Source organism: Streptomyces viridochromogenes DSM 40736 (assembly GCF_000158955.1).
In the GTDB taxonomy this organism is placed as follows: Bacteria; Actinomycetota; Actinomycetes; order Streptomycetales; family Streptomycetaceae; genus Streptomyces; species Streptomyces venetus.
In genome coordinates, this window is record NZ_GG657757.1 from 5,891,397 (window position 1) to 5,907,773 (window position 16,377).

General features: G+C 69.3%; 17 protein-coding genes. 10 read left to right on the plus strand and 7 right to left on the minus strand.

The genetic code is table 11. The features are described 5' to 3' along the window. Window positions 1–60: 60 nt before the first annotated feature. The 3 genes from mctP to SSQG_RS26080 all read right to left on the minus strand — a co-directional run bounded on the left by mctP (window position 61) and on the right by SSQG_RS26080 (window position 2,863). Window positions 61–1,686 carry a monocarboxylate uptake permease MctP gene (gene mctP / locus SSQG_RS26070; RefSeq protein ID WP_003992858.1) on the minus strand — a complete coding sequence of 542 codons (1,626 nt, stop codon included), beginning with the start codon at window positions 1,684–1,686 and terminating at the stop codon, window positions 61–63. Then, window positions 1,683–1,949, minus strand: coding sequence for a DUF3311 domain-containing protein (locus SSQG_RS26075; RefSeq protein ID WP_003992859.1), 267 nt, complete (start codon window positions 1,947–1,949; stop codon window positions 1,683–1,685). Before SSQG_RS26075 ends, mctP begins: the two co-directional genes overlap by 4 nt. A 149-nt stretch (window positions 1,950–2,098) precedes the next feature. Continuing rightward, window positions 2,099–2,863, minus strand: coding sequence for a GntR family transcriptional regulator (locus SSQG_RS26080; RefSeq protein WP_003992860.1), 765 nt, complete (start codon window positions 2,861–2,863; stop codon window positions 2,099–2,101). A 314-nt stretch (window positions 2,864–3,177) separates the two neighbouring features. Here SSQG_RS26080 and SSQG_RS26085 point away from each other — a divergent pair, with 314 nt between their 5' ends. From SSQG_RS26085 to SSQG_RS41490, 6 genes are all read left to right on the plus strand, one after another. Beyond that, window positions 3,178–4,461: an extracellular solute-binding protein gene (locus SSQG_RS26085; RefSeq protein ID WP_003992861.1), complete on the plus strand. Its 1,284-nt coding sequence runs from the start codon at window positions 3,178–3,180 to the stop codon at window positions 4,459–4,461. Window positions 4,462–4,534: 73 nt separating this feature from the next. After that, window positions 4,535–5,521: a carbohydrate ABC transporter permease gene (locus SSQG_RS26090; protein WP_003992862.1), complete on the plus strand. Its 987-nt coding sequence runs from the start codon at window positions 4,535–4,537 to the stop codon at window positions 5,519–5,521. Beyond that, complete coding sequence (locus SSQG_RS26095; protein ID WP_003992863.1) at window positions 5,518–6,357, plus strand: carbohydrate ABC transporter permease; 840 nt, start codon at window positions 5,518–5,520, stop codon at window positions 6,355–6,357. Before SSQG_RS26090 ends, SSQG_RS26095 begins: the two co-directional genes overlap by 4 nt. A 9-nt stretch (window positions 6,358–6,366) precedes the next feature. Beyond that, on the plus strand, window positions 6,367–7,899 hold the full coding sequence (locus SSQG_RS26100) for a glycoside hydrolase family 3 protein (protein WP_003992864.1): 1,533 nt from the start codon (window positions 6,367–6,369) through the stop codon (window positions 7,897–7,899). A 30-nt stretch (window positions 7,900–7,929) separates the two neighbouring features. Then, complete coding sequence (locus SSQG_RS26105; RefSeq protein WP_003992865.1) at window positions 7,930–8,178, plus strand: helix-turn-helix transcriptional regulator; 249 nt, start codon at window positions 7,930–7,932, stop codon at window positions 8,176–8,178. Beyond that, window positions 8,175–8,393, plus strand: a complete 219-nt coding sequence (locus SSQG_RS41490) for a hypothetical protein (protein WP_003992866.1) — start codon at window positions 8,175–8,177, stop codon at window positions 8,391–8,393. Before SSQG_RS26105 ends, SSQG_RS41490 begins: the two co-directional genes overlap by 4 nt. A gap of 41 nt (window positions 8,394–8,434) precedes the next feature. Here SSQG_RS41490 and nagB read toward each other — a convergent pair whose 3' ends face one another. Further along, window positions 8,435–9,220, minus strand: a complete 786-nt coding sequence (gene nagB / locus SSQG_RS26115) for a glucosamine-6-phosphate deaminase (RefSeq protein ID WP_003992867.1) — start codon at window positions 9,218–9,220, stop codon at window positions 8,435–8,437. A 250-nt stretch (window positions 9,221–9,470) separates the two neighbouring features. Here nagB and SSQG_RS26120 point away from each other — a divergent pair, with 250 nt between their 5' ends. Further along, complete coding sequence (locus SSQG_RS26120) at window positions 9,471–10,544, plus strand: SIS domain-containing protein (RefSeq protein ID WP_003992868.1); 1,074 nt, start codon at window positions 9,471–9,473, stop codon at window positions 10,542–10,544. 88 nt (window positions 10,545–10,632) lie between these two features. Here SSQG_RS26120 and SSQG_RS26125 read toward each other — a convergent pair whose 3' ends face one another. Continuing rightward, window positions 10,633–11,385: an SDR family NAD(P)-dependent oxidoreductase gene (locus SSQG_RS26125; protein ID WP_003992869.1), complete on the minus strand. Its 753-nt coding sequence runs from the start codon at window positions 11,383–11,385 to the stop codon at window positions 10,633–10,635. A 97-nt stretch (window positions 11,386–11,482) separates the two neighbouring features. On the opposite strand from SSQG_RS26125, the gene SSQG_RS26130 reads away from it, so the two are divergent. Together SSQG_RS26130 and SSQG_RS26135 are read left to right on the plus strand one after the other, a co-directional pair. After that, window positions 11,483–12,193 (plus strand): TetR/AcrR family transcriptional regulator, encoded by a 711-nt coding sequence (locus tag SSQG_RS26130; protein WP_039935436.1) that lies wholly within the window; start codon window positions 11,483–11,485, stop codon window positions 12,191–12,193. 416 nt (window positions 12,194–12,609) lie between these two features. Then, window positions 12,610–14,076 carry a sensor histidine kinase gene (locus tag SSQG_RS26135; protein ID WP_039933638.1) on the plus strand — a complete coding sequence of 489 codons (1,467 nt, stop codon included), beginning with the start codon at window positions 12,610–12,612 and terminating at the stop codon, window positions 14,074–14,076. Window positions 14,077–14,265: 189 nt separating this feature from the next. Here SSQG_RS26135 and SSQG_RS26140 read toward each other — a convergent pair whose 3' ends face one another. Together SSQG_RS26140 and SSQG_RS26145 are read right to left on the minus strand one after the other, a co-directional pair. Beyond that, window positions 14,266–14,523, minus strand: a complete 258-nt coding sequence (locus SSQG_RS26140) for a WhiB family transcriptional regulator (protein WP_003992873.1) — start codon at window positions 14,521–14,523, stop codon at window positions 14,266–14,268. A 319-nt stretch (window positions 14,524–14,842) separates the two neighbouring features. Then, window positions 14,843–15,811: a diacylglycerol/lipid kinase family protein gene (locus tag SSQG_RS26145; protein ID WP_003992874.1), complete on the minus strand. Its 969-nt coding sequence runs from the start codon at window positions 15,809–15,811 to the stop codon at window positions 14,843–14,845. Window positions 15,812–15,926: 115 nt separating this feature from the next. Here SSQG_RS26145 and SSQG_RS26150 point away from each other — a divergent pair, with 115 nt between their 5' ends. After that, entirely contained in the window at window positions 15,927–16,376 is a 450-nt protein-coding gene (locus tag SSQG_RS26150; RefSeq protein ID WP_003992875.1) for a hypothetical protein, read from the plus strand. The last annotated feature ends 1 nt before the right edge of the window (window position 16,377 follow it).

A 16,377-nucleotide genomic window follows, 5' to 3' on the forward strand; every position in this document is an offset into this window, starting at 1 on the left:
GGCGGACGGGTATGACAACGGGCCGCCGGTTTCTCACCGGCGGCCCGTGTCACCTGCGACTCAGTGCGAGGTGCCCGCCGTCGCCGGCGGAAGCTCCACCTGGACCCCGGGGTCGCCCGCGTCCGCCGTGTAGTCCTCCGGCCTGGTCTCGTCGATGCCGTCGGGGGCCTTGACGGCCTTCAGGACGAAGGTCAGGACCACCGTCACCACCACGTTCAGGACGAACGCCGTGAGGCCGATGTAGCCGATCTCGCCGATGCCGGGGATCTCCTTGGCGGAGCCGCCGAAGTGCTTCTGGGTGGGAGAGGCGACACCGTACGCGGCGACCGTGCCGTAGACCATGCCGACCGCCCAGCCCGCGAGCAGCGCCCAGCGGTGGAACCAGCGGGTGAACAGGCCGCCGACCAGCGCCGGGAAGGTCTGGAGGATCCAGATGCCGCCGAGGAGCTGGAAGTTGATGGCGACCGTCTTGTCCATGGTGAGGACGAAGACCAGTGCGCCCACCTTCACCAGCAGCGAGACCAGCTTGGAGACCTTGGTCTCCTGTGCGGGCGTGGCGTCGGGCTTGATGAAGTCCTTGTAGATGTTGCGGGTGAAGAGGTTCGCGGCCGCGATGGACATGATGGCCGCGGGCACGAGCGCTCCGATGCCGATCGCCGCGAAGGCCACACCCGCGAACCAGTCCGGGAACATGGTCTCGAACAGCTGCGGGATCGCCAGCTGCCCGTTCTGCACCTTGATCCCGGCCGCGATGGCCATGAAGCCGAGCAGCGCCAGCAGGCCCAGCATCAGGGAGTACAGCGGCAGGATCGTGGTGTTGCGGCGGATCACCTCACGGCTCTTCGAGGACAGCGTCGCCGTGATGGAGTGCGGGTACATGAAGAGGGCGAGCGCGGAGCCCAGCGCCAGCGTGGCGTAGGTCCACTGGCCCGTCTCCGGCGGGGCCAGCGCACCGCGTGGCGCGCCCGTCGCCGGGTTGGTCTGGCTGAACGCGTCGCCCGCCTTGGCGAAGATGTCGTCGAAGCCGCCCAGCTTGATCGGGATGTAGATGATCGCCACCGCGATGACGATGTAGATCAGCGTGTCCTTCACGAACGCGATCAGCGCGGGGGCCCGCAGACCCGACGAGTACGTGTACGCCGCCAGCACACCGAAGGCGATCAGCAGCGGCAGGTCCTTGATGAACCAGTTGGTGTTCTCACCGCCGCCGACACCCATCACGTCCAGCACGGCCTGGATGCCGACCAGCTGGAGCGCGATGTACGGCATCGTCGCGAGGATGCCGGTGAGGGCCACGGCCAGGGAGAGCCCCTTGGAGCCGAAACGGCCGCGCACGAAGTCGGAGGTCGTGACGTACCCGTGCTTGTGGGACACCGACCACAGGCGGGGGAGGAACGTGAAGATCAGGGGGTAGACCAGGATGGTGTACGGCACGGCGAAGAAGCCGGCCGCGCCCGCCGCGTAGATCGCCGCCGGCACGGCGACGAAGGTGTACGCCGTGTACAGGTCACCGCCGAGCAGGAACCAGGTGATCCAGGTCCCGAACGAACGGCCGCCCAGGCCCCACTCGTCGAGGCTGTCGTTCTCGGCCTTGCGCCAGCGCGCGGCCAGGAAGCCCATGGCCGTCACGGCCAGGAAGAAGAAGATGAAGACGGCGAGCGCGACGCCGTTCACGCCGTCCTTCACTCCGACGCACCGCCCTTCGCGGCCGAGCGGGCGCGCTGGTCACGCTGCCACAGCTTGTAGGCGATCATCGTCAGCGCGGTGGAGATCAGCACCCACGCCATCTGGTACCAGTAGAAGAACGGGATCCCGATGAAGGCCGGGTCGGTCTTGGCGTAGGAGCCGACCCACAGCATGGCCACGAAGGGCGCTATGAGGCAGACGGCGATGACGACGCGCATCGGCGTCACCACTGGCCCTCTACTGGCTTCTGGGGCTTGCGACATCAGGCGGCTCCGTCCCCTCAGTGATCACCTGTGTAATGCGCAGGCAATCTAGGTCAGGGTGAGCCGCGTACGGAACCCCTCGTCCGTAATGCGGTACCCAACCGAAACCCGGCCCCAGCAGCGGTGGAGCCCCGTCCTTCATTCCGCTTTCACTCCGCGGGCCGCTTCAGCCGCGCGACGAACTTGTACCGGTCCCCGCGGTACACCGACCGCACCCATTCCACCGGCTGGCCCTCGCGGTCCAGTGAGTGCCGGGAGAGCATCAGCATCGGCAGGCCGACGTCCGTGCCGAGCAGGCCGGCCTCGCGCGGGGTGGCCAGCGAGGTCTCTATGGTCTCCTCGGCCTCCGCGAGATGGACGTCGTAGACCTCGGCGAGCGCGGTGTAGAGGGACGTGTACTTCACCAGCGACCGGCGCAGCGCCGGGAAGCGCTTGGCGCTCAGGTGGGTGGTCTCGATGGCCATCGGCTCGCCGTTGGCCATGCGCAGCCGCTCGATGCGCAGCACCCGTCCGCCGGCCGTGATGTCGAGCAGGCCGGCCAGGCGGTCGTCGGCGGTGATGTAGCCGACGTCCAGCAGCTGCGAGGTGGGTTCGAGGCCCTGGGCGCGCATGTCCTCGGTGTACGAGGTCAGCTGCAGAGCCTGCGAGACCTTCGGCTTGGCGACGAAGGTGCCCTTGCCCTGGATGCGTTCCAGCCGACCCTCGACGACCAGCTCCTGGAGCGCCTGGCGCACGGTCGTGCGCGAGGTGTCGAACTCCGCCGCGAGCGTGCGCTCGGGCGGGACCGGCGTGCCGGGCGCCTGTGTGTCGGTCATGTCGAGCAGGTGCTTCTTCAGGCGGTAGTACTTGGGCACGCGTGCGGTACGGACGGGCGCCCCGTTCTCGTTCTCCGCACTGCTGACGTCGGTGCTCATGCTCCGCCTTCCCGGCTCCTCTGCCGACACGATCCCACTTGTATACCGTCGGCGCCTCTTTTGGTCTAGTCCACAAATCCGAGTGGTCTACCTGGAGTATGCCGTGCCCGCCTGGGTTTTCGCTGGCTTCTTACTTAAAGGTTCCTGCATATGTAGGTCGCATAACGGCTGGTCAGAGCCTATACCGGACCCTTGACAGGCCTGCTGGTCTGGTCCAAGCTCCCCGTACTGGTCTACACCATTGGTCCAGGTCCTGGTGCCCCACGTTCACCGCGGGGAGCAGGGGGGTTCGTGGCATCCCTGAGGAGGGTGGCGTGAAGCGCAAGCTGATATCCGCGATCGGTATCGCGGGCATGATGGTCTCCATCGCGGCGTGCGGCGGCGAAGGCGGCGGCGGGGGTTCGGACAAGGGCGCGGACGCCAAGGAGCTGACGGTCTGGCTCACCGTCGACGCCCAGAACAACTGGCCGCAGCTGGTGAAGGCAGCCGACGCCGCGGTGCAGAAGAAGCACCCCGGCCTCAAGATCAACCACGAGTACTACGGCTGGCCCGACAAGAACGCCAAGCTCGACGCCGTCCTCGCCACGGACGAGGTCCCCGACGTGGTCGAGATGGGCAACACCGAGATGCTCGGCTACATGGTCAAGGGCGCCTTCGCCCCCCTCGACGCGGCGAAGTTCGACAACTCGGACGCCTGGCTGGACGGCCTCAAGGCCTCGGTGACCTACGAGGACAAGACCTACGGCGTCCCGTACTACGCCGGCGGCCGCGTCGCCAACTGGCGCAAGGACGTGGCGGCCTCGGTCGGAGTGAAGACGCCCCCGAAGACCTACAAGGAGCTGACCGCCGCCCTGGACAAGATCCAGAAGAAGGAGGGCAGCAAGTTCAGCGCCTGGTACCAGCCGACGCGCGACTGGTACGCGGCCATGTCCTTCGTCTACGACGCCGGCGGCGCCATCGCCACCGAGTCGGGCGGCCAGTGGAAGGCCTCCCTCTCCTCGCCCGAGTCCCTCAAGGGCCTGAAGGAGTTCAAGAACGTCGTCGACTCCTACATGCACGGCGACAAGACCAAGGACGAGTCCGACCGCTACATCGTCTACGGCCAGGGCAAGTCCGCCATGATCTTCGCCGCCGCCTGGGAGGGCGCGACCTCCGAGGACCCGAAGAACGACAAGACCGGCAAGCTCAAGGGCAACCTCGAGAACTTCGTGATGCCCGGCCCGTCCGGCAAGAACATGCCCGTCTTCCTGGGCGGCAGCGACCTCGCCGTGCCGGTGAAGTCCGACGCACAGGCCCTGGCCGCCGAGTGGATCAACGCCTTCACCGGCTCCTCCGGCCAGAAGGGCCTGATGGCCAAGGGCAACCTGCCCAACAACAAGACCGACCTCGCGACGCTCAAGAACGACCCGAAGACGGCGGTCCCCGCCACCGCGGCCGAGTCCAGCTGGTTCGTCCCGATGGCACCCGGCTGGGGCCAGGTCGAGAAGGCGCAGATCCTGCAGACCATGCTGCAGAGCATCGGCACCGGCAAGAAGTCCGTCGAGGCCGCCGCCAAGGAGGCGGACGCCGCGATCGACAAGGTCATCAACACCAAGTGACCTTCGCGCGGGGCTCCCTCATCGGCGGAGCCCCGCCGCCGCCAAGACCTGAGGGACCGCCAAGGAGCGCGCGATGAGTGCCGCAGACACCACCACCCCCGCCAAGGTGCCGCCACCGCGGCAGGCACCGCCACCCCCAGCCGATGACCTGCCACGCGTGCGGCGGCCGTCGGGCGGGGCCGCGATCCCCTGGCTGCTGCTCGCGCCCTGCCTGCTGGTCCTCGCGGCGGTCATGGGCTATCCGCTGGCCCGCCTGGTCACCCTCTCCTTCCAGAAGTTCGGGCAGTCCCAGCTGTGGGGCTTCCAGCCGGCCGAGTCGGTGGGGCTCGACAACTTCGCCAAGGTGGTGGGCGACGGCGAGTTCTGGGCCGTCGTCCTGCGCACCCTCGTCTTCGCGGCCGGAGCCGTCGTCTTCACGATGGTGATCGGCATGGCGCTCGCCCTGCTGCTCCAGCGGGTCTCGGGCTGGCTGAAGGTGCTCATCAACATCGTGCTGGTGGCGAGCTGGGGCATGCCCGTGATCGTGGCGACCACGGTCTTCAAGTGGCTCTTCGACTCGGACTACGGCGTCTTCAACGCGCTGCTCAGCAAACTGCCCGGCGTCGAGATGATCGGCCACAACTGGTTCGCGAGCGGTCCCGAGGGGCTGGCCGTGATCATGCTGCTGGTCGTGTGGGGAGCTGTGCCCTTCGTGGTCATCACACTCAGCGCCGGTCTCACCCAGGTCCCCAAGGAGCTGGAGGAGGCGGCCCGCCTGGACGGCGCCGGCTCCTGGGGCGTCTTCCGCTATGTCACCCTGCCCGTCCTCAAGCCGATCATCGTGATGCTCACGACCCTGTCGGTCATCTGGGACATGGGCGTCTTCCCCCAGGTGTTCGTCATGCGGGGTGGCCATCCCGAGCCGGAGTTCCAGGTCCTCAACACCTACTCCTACGACCGGGCGTTCGTGGTCAACGACTACGCGCAGGGCTCGGCCATCGCGCTGATCACCGTCCTGCTGCTGCTCGGCGTGGTCGCCGTCTACATGCGGCAGATGCTGAAGATCGGAGAGGTCGAATGAGCAGCACCCTGGCCCCCCGCCGGGCTCCGAAGCTCTGGTGGAACCTCCTCGGCCTCCTGGTCTTCGTCACCGCCGGCTTCCCGCTCTACTGGATGCTCAACACCGCGTTCAAGCCGGCCAAGGACGCCATCGACCCCGACCCGAGCCTGCTGCCCACCGGCATCACCTTCGCCAACTTCGGCCGGGCACTGGACATCGCCGACTTCTGGGGCCCGGTGGGCCGCAGCCTCGTGGTGTCGCTCGCGGTGGTCGTCATCGGCATGGCCGTCGGGCTGCTGGCCGCGCTCGCCATCTCCCGCTTCGCCTTCCGCGGCCGGAAGATCGTGATCGTGGGCATCCTCGCCGTCCAGATGGTGCCGCTGGTCGCCATGATCATCCCGGTGTTCCTGCTCCTCAACGACCTGGGCCAGTACGACCGGCTGACCGGCCTCATCATCACCTACCTGACCTTCATCCTCCCCTTCACGGTGTGGACGCTGCGGGGCTTCATCGTCAACATCCCCAAGGAGCTGGAGGAGGCGGCCATGGTCGACGGCTGCTCCCGCACGGGCGCCTTCCTGCGGGTCGTCTTCCCGCTCCTGGCCCCCGGCATGGTCGCCACCTCGGTCTACGGCTTCATCCAGGCATGGAACGAGTACCTGTACGCCCTGATGCTGCTCAGCCAGAAGAACCAGACCGCGACCGTCTGGCTCGGCAACTTCACCACCAAGCACGGCACCGAATACGCCCCGATGATGGCCGGCGCCACGATGATGGCCGTGCCGATCGTCGCCCTGTTCCTCCTCGTCCAGCGCAAGATGGCCGCGGGCCTGACCGCGGGCGCCGTGAAGGGATGACCCCACCCGATGACGACACTCGCCAGCGGTACCGACACGCTCACACGTGACGCCCTGACGGTTCTCCAGCCCGGCTTCACCGGCACCACCGCCCCCGACTGGCTGCTGCGCCGGCTCGGCGAGGGCCTCGCCTCCGTCGGCCTGTTCGGCCGCAACATCGCCTCACCCGGCCAGCTGGCCGCGCTGACCGCCCAGCTGCGGGCCGAGCGCGACGACGTCCTGGTCGCGATCGACGAGGAAGGCGGTGACGTGACCCGCCTGGAGGTGCGCAGCGGCTCCTCCTTCCCGGGCAACCACGCCCTCGGCGCGGTCGACGACGTGGAGCTCACCCACCGGGTCGCCCACGAGCTGGGCCGCCGTCTCGCGTCCTGCGGCGTCAACCTCAACTGGGCGCCCTCCGCCGATGTGAACTCCGACCCCCGCAACCCGGTGATCGGCGTCCGCTCCTTCGGCGCCGACACCGAACTGGCCGCCCGGCACACCGCGGGCTACGTGACCGGCCTGCAGTCCGCCGGGGTCGCCGCCTGCACCAAGCACTTCCCGGGGCACGGCGACACGGCCGTCGACTCCCACCACGCGCTCCCGCGCATCGACGTCTGTGCCGACGTGCTGGCGGACCGCGAACTGACCCCGTTCCGCGCGGCCATCGCCGCCGGCACCCGGGCCGTGATGAGCGCCCACATCCTGGTCCCGGCCCTGGATCCCGACCGGCCCGCCACGCTCTCCCGGCGCATCCTGACCGGCCTGCTGCGCGGCGAGCTCGGCTACGACGGCCTCATCGTCACCGACGGCATGGAGATGCGGGCCATCGCCGGCACCTACGGCATCGAACACGGCAGCGTCCTCGCCGTCGCCGCCGGTGCCGACGCGATCTGCGTGGGCGGCGGCCTGGCCGACGACGCGACCGTACTCCGGCTGCGGGACGCCCTGGTCGCGGCCGTACGCACGGGCGACCTGCCCGAGGAACGCCTGGCCGACGCCGCGGACCGGGTACGCGCCCTGGCCCGCTGGGCGAGCACGGCGGGCCGCACGCCCGCGGAGACCACCGGCAGTGAGGTCGGCCTGCACGCCGCCCGCCGCGCGCTGACGGTGACCGCCGCCCCCGGCACGGGAAGCCCGGAGAGCTTCGAGCCCCTCACCGAACCGCCCTACGTCGCCGCCCTCACCCCCGTCGCCAACATCGCGGTGGGCGACGAGACCCCCTGGGGCGTCGCCGCCGAACTCTTCCACCTCCTGCCGGGCACGGTGACGGGCACCTTCTCCGCCGCCGAGGACTGCGAGGAGGGCGAGGCCGGGGAGGAGGCCGGGCGGGCGGCCCTCCAGGCGGCCGGTCCACGCCGCATCGTCGCCGTCGTCCGCGACGAGCACCGCCACCCCTGGATGGCCTCGGCCCTGGACACCCTGCTGGCCGCCCGCCCCGACACGATCGTGGTCGAGATGGGCGTCCCCCAGGCCACCCCGCGAGGCGCCCTCCACATCGCCACCCACGGAGCGGCCCGCGTCTGCGGCCGGGCGGCGGCCGAGGTGATCGCGGGGTTGTAAGCCTCTCTCCGAATGTAGTGCTTCTTATACATGAGCGAGCAGGTGCACAACAGGTTGGCCATGGTGCGCGCCGAACGGAAGGTGTCGCGCCAGAGCCTGGCCGAGGCAGTGGGAGCCCACTACCAGACCATCGGCTACATCGAGCGGGGGCAGTACAACCCGAGCCTCGACCTGGCGCTGAAGATCTCGAAGTTCTTCGGACTGCCGGTCGAGGCCCTGTTCTCCCTCGAACCGTTCCGGCCGCTCACGGACGAGGTCTACGGGAGGAACCAGCCATGACGACGACGCGCCTCACCGGCTGCGACCGGACCATGCTGCGGCTGATGAACGACCGCCGCGATGCGGCCTGGTACGCCACGGCGGCGCGCCGCCGCCTGGCCGTCGCCGCGCACATCACCCTCACCGTGGCCATCGGCGGACTTGCGGTGGGACACGAAGACCTCCGTGCGGTGCAGTCCTGGACAGCTCCACCACACCGGAGGTCTTCGCCATGATCAAGCCCGACAGGCGTCAACAACGCTGGTGATCAACACACCTAGATCCCCTGCCAGTCCGGCTTGTTGACGTATGTGTGCCGGAAGTAGTCCGCCAGCTTCAGCTTCGACGCCGCGGGCTCGTCGACGACGACGGTCGCGTGCGGGTGGAGCTGGAGCGCGGACGCGGGGCACACAGCGGCGACCGGCCCTTCCACCGTCGCCGCGACCGCGTCCGCCTTGCCCTCGCCGGTGGCGAGCAGCACCAGGTGCCTGGCCTCCAGGATGGTGCCGATGCCCTGCGTGATCACATGGTGCGGTACCTGGTCGATGTCGCCGTCGAAGAAGCGGGCGTTGTCGATCCGGGTCTGCTGGGTCAGCGTCTTGATCCGCGTCCGGGAGGCCAGTGACGAGCAGGGCTCGTTGAACCCTATGTGCCCGTCGGTCCCGATCCCGAGCAGCTGAAAGTCCACACCCCCGGCGTCCGCGAGAGCCTTGTCGTACGCCTCGCACGCCCCCTGCACGTCATCGGCCGTGCCGTCCGGTCCCGTGAACTGGTCCATCCCGATCCCGAGCGGCTCCAGCACCTCACGCCGCAGCACCGAGCGGTACGACTCCGGATGGTCGGCGGGCAGCCCCACGTACTCGTCGAGCTGTGCGATCCGCGCCCGCGCGACGTCCACGGCACCGGAGCGCACCTTCGCAGCCAGCGCCTCGTAGACAGGCAGCGGCGTCGAGCCGGTGGCCACGCCGAGCAGGGCGCCGGGCTTGCGTCGGAGCAGCTGCGCCATGGCCTCGGCGATGAGCTCGCCGCCCGCCTGGGCGTCCGGGACGATGACAACTTCCACGCTGGGCCTGCCGATCTGAGAGGAACGCTCAACTGGGACCGAACCCGGGAGGGGTCGTGTGGTGGTTTAGACCAATCTAACAGAGCGGGGGTGCCGCTCCCAGGGTGCGGGCTCCCGCTCCCGCGCAGCCGGCCGCACCATGCCGACCAGGTCTCCAGCAGGTGAACAGTGCCCGTCCCGCGTGGGCGTTCCACGGTGTGGGGGAGTGGAATGAGACCTGCATCTGCCCGTGCTCCGGAAGGACCCCGCCATGACTGCCGCCCCCGCACCGGACCCCCTCGACGAGCTCCCGGGCCGGATCATGGCCCGCGAGATGGCGGAACAACCCGCCGTCCTGCGCCGGATCCTGACCGACGGCGCCCCCGCCATCCAGGACGTGGCACGACGGATCGCCGCCCGGGCGCCCCGCTTCGTCCTGCTGACCGCCCGCGGCACCTCGGACAACGCCGCCCTCTACGCCAAGTACCTTCTGGAGATCCGGCTCGGCCTGCCCTGCGGGCTCACCTCGATGTCCACCACCACGGCCTACGGCGCCCGGCCCGACCTCACCGACGTCCTCGTCGTCACCGTCAGCCAGTCAGGCGGCTCCCCGGACCTGGTCGCCTCGACCCGGGCCGCCCGCGAGGCCGGTGCCGTCACGCTGGCCGTCACCAACAACCCGGACTCACGGCTCGCCGATGTCTCCGAGTACCACATCGACATCATGGCCGGACCGGAGAAGGCACTCCCCGCGACCAAGACGTACACCGCCTCCCTCCTCGCGCTCTACCTGTTCGTCGAGGGCCTGCGCGGCGGTGACGGAGCGCCCGCGCACGTGCTGCCGGACCTCGCCGAGCAACTGCTCACCCGCCAGGACGAGGTGCGCGCCCTCGCCGCCCGCTACCGCTTCGCCGAGCGCATGGTGATCACTTCACGCGGCTACGGCTATCCCACCGCCAAGGAGGCCGCCCTCAAGCTGATGGAGACCAGCTACATCCCCGCCCTCTCCTACTCCGGCGCCGATCTGCTGCACGGACCGCTCGCCATGGTCGACAACGTGTCCCCGGTCATCGCCGTGGTCACCGACGGCAAGGGCGGGGAAGCGCTCCAGCCCGTCCTCGACCGGCTGCGCGGCCGCGGCGCCGACCTGGTCGTCATCGGCCCCAGGAGCCAGGTCGGGCAGGCGTCGGCCGGCTTCGTCCTGCCGACGGACGACGTGGCCGAGGAGGTCCAGCCCGTCCTGGAGATCATCCCCCTGCAGCTCCTGGCCTACGAAGTCACCATCGCCCGCGGCCAGGACCCGGACGCACCCCGCGCGCTGGCGAAGGTGACGGAGACACGCTGAGGGCAGGGGAGGCATGGGGGCCAGGAGCATCAGGGGCCAGGAGGGCCAGGAGGGCCAGGAGGGCCCGGGCTGGGCGGGGGCGCCACGCCTAGGTGAGGGAGCCTCCCGTCACATCCACCCAGCTCCCCGTGACCCACCGCCCCGCGTCCGAGGCCAGGAACGCCACCACGTCGGCGACTTCGGCCGGCTCGCCCACCCCGCCCAGCGCCGATATCGCCGCCGCCTTCGCCCAGCCGTCGGCCGTCCCGCGCAGCAACCGGGCCGTGTTGTCGGTGTTGATGATCCCCGGCGCCACCGAGTTCACCGTGATACCTCGAGGACCCAGCACCTTGGAGAGGTCCCGGGAGAGGACGTCCAGCGCGCCCTTCGTCATGGCGTAGGCCATGTTGTCCGGCATCACCGCCGTCCGGGCCAGCCCCGAGGAGATGTTGACGACCCGGCCTCCGTCCCGCAGTCGCGTCATGCCGTGCTTGAGGATGAAGAGCGGCGCCTTCACGTTCACCGCGAAGACCTTGTCGTACTCCTGCTCATCGAGTTCCTCGATGGGCCGGGTGTTGCCGATCCCCGCGTTGTTCACCAGGATGTCGAGCCCGTCCGCATGCCGGTCGAACTCCGCCCACAACGCCTCGGCGTCCCCCGGGGTGCCCAGCTCCACACCCACTGTGAAGGCCGAGCCGCCCGCCGCCTCGATCGACGCGACCGTCTCCTTCGCCGCCGCCTCGTTCCTGCCGTAGTGCACCGCGACCCGCGCACCGTCACGCGCCAGCCGCTCGGCGATGCCGCGCCCGATGCCCCTGCTCGCCCCCGTGACGAGTGCCGTCCTGCCCCTGAGCACGTCCATGACGGCTCCCCTTCCTGATTTCTCTAGCGGTCGCTACAAAAAAGACCGTACAGCAGCCCGCCGACATTTCTCTAGTGCCCGCTATAAAATGCACTCCATGGTGAACGACGACGGAACCGCGAAGGCCGAGGGAGCCGCGGCCGCGGCCACCGGGAAGGCGGTGGCCACCGGGAGGGCGACGGCCACCGGAGGGAGCAAGAAGGGCAGGCCCCGTGGCCGTCCCCGTTCCTTCGATCGCGAGACCGCGCTGGAGAAGGCGCTCCTGGCCTTCTGGGAGCACGGCTACGAGGCGACCTCCGTCTCCGACCTCACCCGTGTCATGGACATCGGCGCCCCCAGCCTCTACGCGGCCTTCGGCGACAAGCGCTCCCTGTTCGAGGAGGTCGTGCACGTCTACGGCACGCGCTACGGATCGTTCACCGACCGGGCACTCGCCGAGGAGCCCACCGCGTGGAGCGCCGTCGAGCGCACGCTGCGCGAGGCCGCCACCGCGTACACGGAGCCCGGCCATCCGCACGGCTGTCTCGTCGTCCACGCCGCCGCGAACTGCTCGACCCCCGAGGTCGAACAGTCGCTGCGGGACCGCCGCAACGCCAACATCGCCGCGTTCGAGAGCCGCATCAGGGCCGATGTCGCCGCCGGAGTGCTGCCCCCGGACACCGACTCCGCCGCCCTGGCCCGGCACACGGGGGCGATGATCCAGGGCATGTCACAACAGGCGCGGGACGGGGCGAGCCGGGAGGAACTGGAGGCGGTCGCGGAAATTGCCATGTCCATCTGGCCCCGCACAGGAACCCACACGGGTTAGGCTGCCTGATGGACGCCAGTGCGTCCGACCAGTCGGAGACATAACAACAACGAACAGCCTCCAACGCATGGACACCCCTGAGTGGTCTAGTCCACAATGCGTGGTGAGAACGCGTGTGAGGCGCACACGTGAAGCGCGCACCAGCCTCCGTCTTCCCCGCACAGGAAGGCGGACAGAGGAACCGAGGCTCTCTGCCCTGACTGCCTTGGATCCTCGTCCTTCGGCCGACCGGGACCGCACACCCCGCGGCCGATGCTGCTCCGGGCTGCGGTGCCGGGAGGGTTGAGGGTCCCTCTCAGGCGCCGCGGCCCGCGGGTGTTTCAGGGGCGGAGCCAGGCCGGGCAGTGGCTCGCAGAGCCGGGCCGTACATTTCAGAGCCGTACAAACCCCCGGGTACGCTCGCACACGTGCCCTCCATGAACGAACTCGTACGCCAGCACACGGCCCTCGACGACACCGACCTCGAGTGGCTTCATCTGCTGGTCTCGGAGTGGCAGCTGCTCTCCGACCTCTCCTTCGCCGACCTGGTCCTGTGGGTCCCCACCAGCGACGGCACCCGGTACGTGTCGGTCGCCCAGATGCGCCCCAACACCGGCCCGACCTCGTACCAGGACGACATGGTGGGCCACCTCGTCCCGCGCGGCCGCCGCCCGATGCTGGACGCCGCCCTCGACGAGGGCCGCATCGTGCGTGAGGGCGACCCCGAGTGGCGCGAAGAGGTCCCGGTCCGGGTCGAGTCGATCCCCGTCCGGCGGGAGGGGCGCGTCCTCGGCGTCATCGCGCGCAACACCAACCTCCTCACCGTGCGCACACCGAGCCGCCTGGAGCTCACCTACCTGCAGAGCGCCTCCGACCTCGCGCAGATGATCGCGGCCGGCTCCTTCCCGTTCGCGAACCAGCAGCTCGACATGGACGCCTCGCCCCGGGTGGGCGACGGCCTGATCAGGCTCGACGCCGACGGCATCGTCCAGTACGCCTCCCCGAACGCCCTGTCCGCCTACCACCGGCTCGGCCTCGCCTCCGACCTCGTCGGCCAGCACCTGGGCAAGACCACCGCCGAACTCGCCCCGACCCGGGGCCCGGTGGACGAGGCTCTCGCCAAGGTCGCCAGCGGCTGGGCGCCACGTGAGTTCGAGATCGAGGCCAGTGACGGGGTCATCCAGTTCCGCGCGATCCCCCTCAAACCCAAGGGCACCCGCATCGGCTCGCTCGTCCTGCTGCGTGACGTGACGGAACTGCGTCGCCGCGAGCGTGAGTTGATCACCAAGGACGCGACGATCCGCGAGATCCACCACCGCGTGAAGAACAACCTCCAGACGGTGGCGGCCCTGCTCCGCCTCCAGGCCCGCCGCATCGAGTCCGACCGCGGCCGGGAGGCCCTCGAAGAGGCGGTACGGCGCGTCGGTTCGATTGCGATCGTGCACGAAACGCTCTCCCAGAACCTGGACGAGCGTGTGGAGTTCGACGACATCGCCGACCGCGTCCTGGCGATGGTCGCGGAGATCTCCCCGGGCAAGGTCACGGGCCGGCGCACCGGCTGCTTCGGCATTCTCGACGCCGAGGTCGCCACCCCGCTGTCGATGGTGCTGACCGAGGTGCTGCAGAACGCGCTGGAGCACGGATTCCGTGAGGGCGACACCGGCGCGGTCGAGGTGTCGGCGGTCCGCGGCGGCACCACGAAGGAGGCTCGTCTGCTGGTCACCGTCCAGGACGACGGTGTCGGCCTGCCGGAGGGCTTCGATCCGCACACCGCGGGCAACCTCGGCCTCCAGATCGTACGGACTCTGGTGGAGGGCGAGTTGGGCGGCACTTTCGACATGGTTCCGGCCCCGGAACGTGGAACTCGCGTGATCCTGGACATTCCGGTGCGGGGGGAGAAGTAGCGGCACCCGGAGCCCTCGCGGAACCCGCTCACCACAGCATTGAGCCCCGGGCCATGAACTGGCCCGGGGCTAAAGCTCGTTGCTGCTTAACTAAGCGCATCGGGGGAACTGCGCGCTGCGGCTCGGGGGCGGGAGATGCGTACTCGCTGTACGCGCCGCCAAGCTCAGGCTGTCAGCAGGGGTGGGTTGTCAGGCGGAGGCCTGACGGGCCCGGTTGCGGGCGGCGCGGCGCTTCATGGCGCGGCGCTCGTCCTCGCTGAGACCACCCCAGACGCCGGAGTCCTGGCCGGACTCGAGCGCCCACTGCAGGCACTGCTCGATAACCGGGCAGCGACGGCAGACGGCCTTGGCTTCCTCGATCTGCAGCAGCGCAGGACCGGTGTTGCCGATGGGGAAGAAGAGCTCGGGGTCTTCCTCGCGGCAAACGGCGTTGTGACGCCAGTCCATGGCTGCTACCTCTCCTTGGTATTACATGCACGTTGCTTGTGAATGTGAACGCTTTCACGAATCCCTCAACAAGTGAAGGGCCGACCGCCAGGTTCCCTGACGAGGTCCTGTGAGTTGAAGAGGGGTTCTGGCGATCAGTGGAGGCCGATGTTGCGGGCCGTCCCGATCGCCACGTAGAGACTCGCAAACCTCGGCGGCGGACACAACCCCTTCTGGAAAGTTTTTTTTGATTCTTCGGTGTCGACTAGGTCACAGCCGTACTTCCATGGGGTGGATCCTGGCCTAAACGTTCGAGTGAAAGGACTTTAGCCCCTTCTGCTCACACAATCACACGCAGTGCTCGACGTACGCCTGTGAACGTCACGCTCGTTCGCAACCCCAGGTGGTCACCGTCCATCTGGAGGGGGAGCGGCACCTTCGAATGCAAGGTGAACTCCGTCAAGTCGTGCAGAGAGGTGGCGTGCTTGCCATGGGGTCCGCGCTCGGGGGACGAAGTGAGCAACTGGGTGCCATACCGGGCAACCGCCGCAGTGGACAGGCGGCTGAGACCGAAGATATCGAGACCGGTATCGAACGAGGCCTTAGGTGCCGCGTAGATCGGGCGATTCCCCAGAAACGTCCACGGGGAGGTGTTCGAGACTATGGAGAGCACCAGATCGGTGACCGGTTCCTCGCCGGCCCGCTCCAGTGTGATCGTCCCGTGCCGACGGTTCGGTTCACCGAGGAGCTGTCGCACGACCTGGCGAACGTAGAGAGCGTGTGTGGATTTCCGGCCGCGCTCGCGGTGCTGCTCCACCCGGCCGACCACACCGGCGTCGAAGCCGAGCCCGGCGTTGAAGGTGAACCAGCGGGCCGGTACCGCCTCGTCCTCCGAGCCCGGCGTGCCCGAGGCCAGTCCCAGACCGACCGTGCGTTCGCTGCCGTCGCGCAGCGCGTCCAGCAGAGCGCCGGTCGCCTCCACCGCGTCGTTGGGCAGGCCCAGGGCGCGGGCGAAGACATTGGTGGAGCCGCCGGGGACCACGGCGAGGCCGGGCAGATGCCCCGGGGCGGGACCGGCGTGCAGGAGGCCGTTGACCACTTCGTTGACCGTGCCGTCGCCGCCGAGGGCCACCACCAGGTCTATGTCGTCGCTCTCCGCCGCATGCCGGCCGAGGTCGCGCGCGTGGCCGCGGTACTCGGTGGTGACCGCTTCCAGCTTCATCTCGCTGGCGAGCGCGTGGATCAGTACGTCGCGTGTGCGCGCACTTGTGGTGGTTGCCGCCGGATTGACCACGAGGAGTGCACGCATGAGTGGCAGCGTACCTACTGGGTGGTACCGGGCCCAGACCGAGGTAGGGATCCGGTAAGAGAGCAGGGGTGAACCTCGCCTCAGGGGCGCGTACGACGAGGGCTACTCTTCAGGGGTGAGCAGTGAGCAGACCCCCACGACCGAGGAAACCACCGGCCCCCGCCCCCGGCGCCTGACGTACGCCGCGCTGCTGGCGGCACTGGAGGGACTCGCGCTGGTCGTCGGCGGCGTCTGGGTCGTCGTCCTCGGTCTCACGGGGCATCCCGACGACCGGCAGCAGGCCGTGACCGGAGGCATCACGCTGGTCGTGCTCGCGCTGCTGCCGCTGCTCGCCGCGCGAGGGCTGCTCGGCCGCCGCAGCTGGAGCCGGGGCCCGGCCGTCATCACCCAGCTCCTGGCCCTGCCGGTGGCCTACAACCTGCTCCAGGCCGACAGCATGGCCATTCCGGCCGGGATCGCCCTCGCGGTCGTGGCGGTCGCGGCGCTCGTCCTGCTGGTGAACCCCGAGACGACCCGGGCCCTCGGAATCCGCGGGCCCGGCGGCCCCGGCGACACGGAGAAGTAGC

What these genes read in the sequence shown, in the direction of transcription:
- SSQG_RS26075 (WP_003992859.1), bottom strand. Translation starts at nt 1,949, where the DNA reads ATGTCGCAAGCCCCAGAAGCCAGTAGAGGGCCAGTGGTGACGCCGATG.
- SSQG_RS26080 (WP_003992860.1), bottom strand. Translation starts at nt 2,863, where the DNA reads ATGAGCACCGACGTCAGCAGTGCGGAGAACGAGAACGGGGCGCCCGTC.
- SSQG_RS26090 (WP_003992862.1), top strand. Translation starts at nt 4,535, where the DNA reads ATGAGTGCCGCAGACACCACCACCCCCGCCAAGGTGCCGCCACCGCGG.
- SSQG_RS26095 (WP_003992863.1), top strand. Translation starts at nt 5,518, where the DNA reads ATGAGCAGCACCCTGGCCCCCCGCCGGGCTCCGAAGCTCTGGTGGAAC.
- SSQG_RS26100 (WP_003992864.1), top strand. Translation starts at nt 6,367, where the DNA reads ATGACGACACTCGCCAGCGGTACCGACACGCTCACACGTGACGCCCTG.
- SSQG_RS26105 (WP_003992865.1), top strand. Translation starts at nt 7,930, where the DNA reads ATGAGCGAGCAGGTGCACAACAGGTTGGCCATGGTGCGCGCCGAACGG.
- SSQG_RS41490 (WP_003992866.1), top strand. Translation starts at nt 8,175, where the DNA reads ATGACGACGACGCGCCTCACCGGCTGCGACCGGACCATGCTGCGGCTG.
- SSQG_RS26120 (WP_003992868.1), top strand. Translation starts at nt 9,471, where the DNA reads ATGACTGCCGCCCCCGCACCGGACCCCCTCGACGAGCTCCCGGGCCGG.
- SSQG_RS26125 (WP_003992869.1), bottom strand. Translation starts at nt 11,385, where the DNA reads ATGGACGTGCTCAGGGGCAGGACGGCACTCGTCACGGGGGCGAGCAGG.
- SSQG_RS26130 (WP_039935436.1), top strand. Translation starts at nt 11,483, where the DNA reads ATGGTGAACGACGACGGAACCGCGAAGGCCGAGGGAGCCGCGGCCGCG.
- SSQG_RS26135 (WP_039933638.1), top strand. Translation starts at nt 12,610, where the DNA reads ATGAACGAACTCGTACGCCAGCACACGGCCCTCGACGACACCGACCTC.
- SSQG_RS26140 (WP_003992873.1), bottom strand. Translation starts at nt 14,523, where the DNA reads ATGGACTGGCGTCACAACGCCGTTTGCCGCGAGGAAGACCCCGAGCTC.
- SSQG_RS26145 (WP_003992874.1), bottom strand. Translation starts at nt 15,811, where the DNA reads ATGCGTGCACTCCTCGTGGTCAATCCGGCGGCAACCACCACAAGTGCG.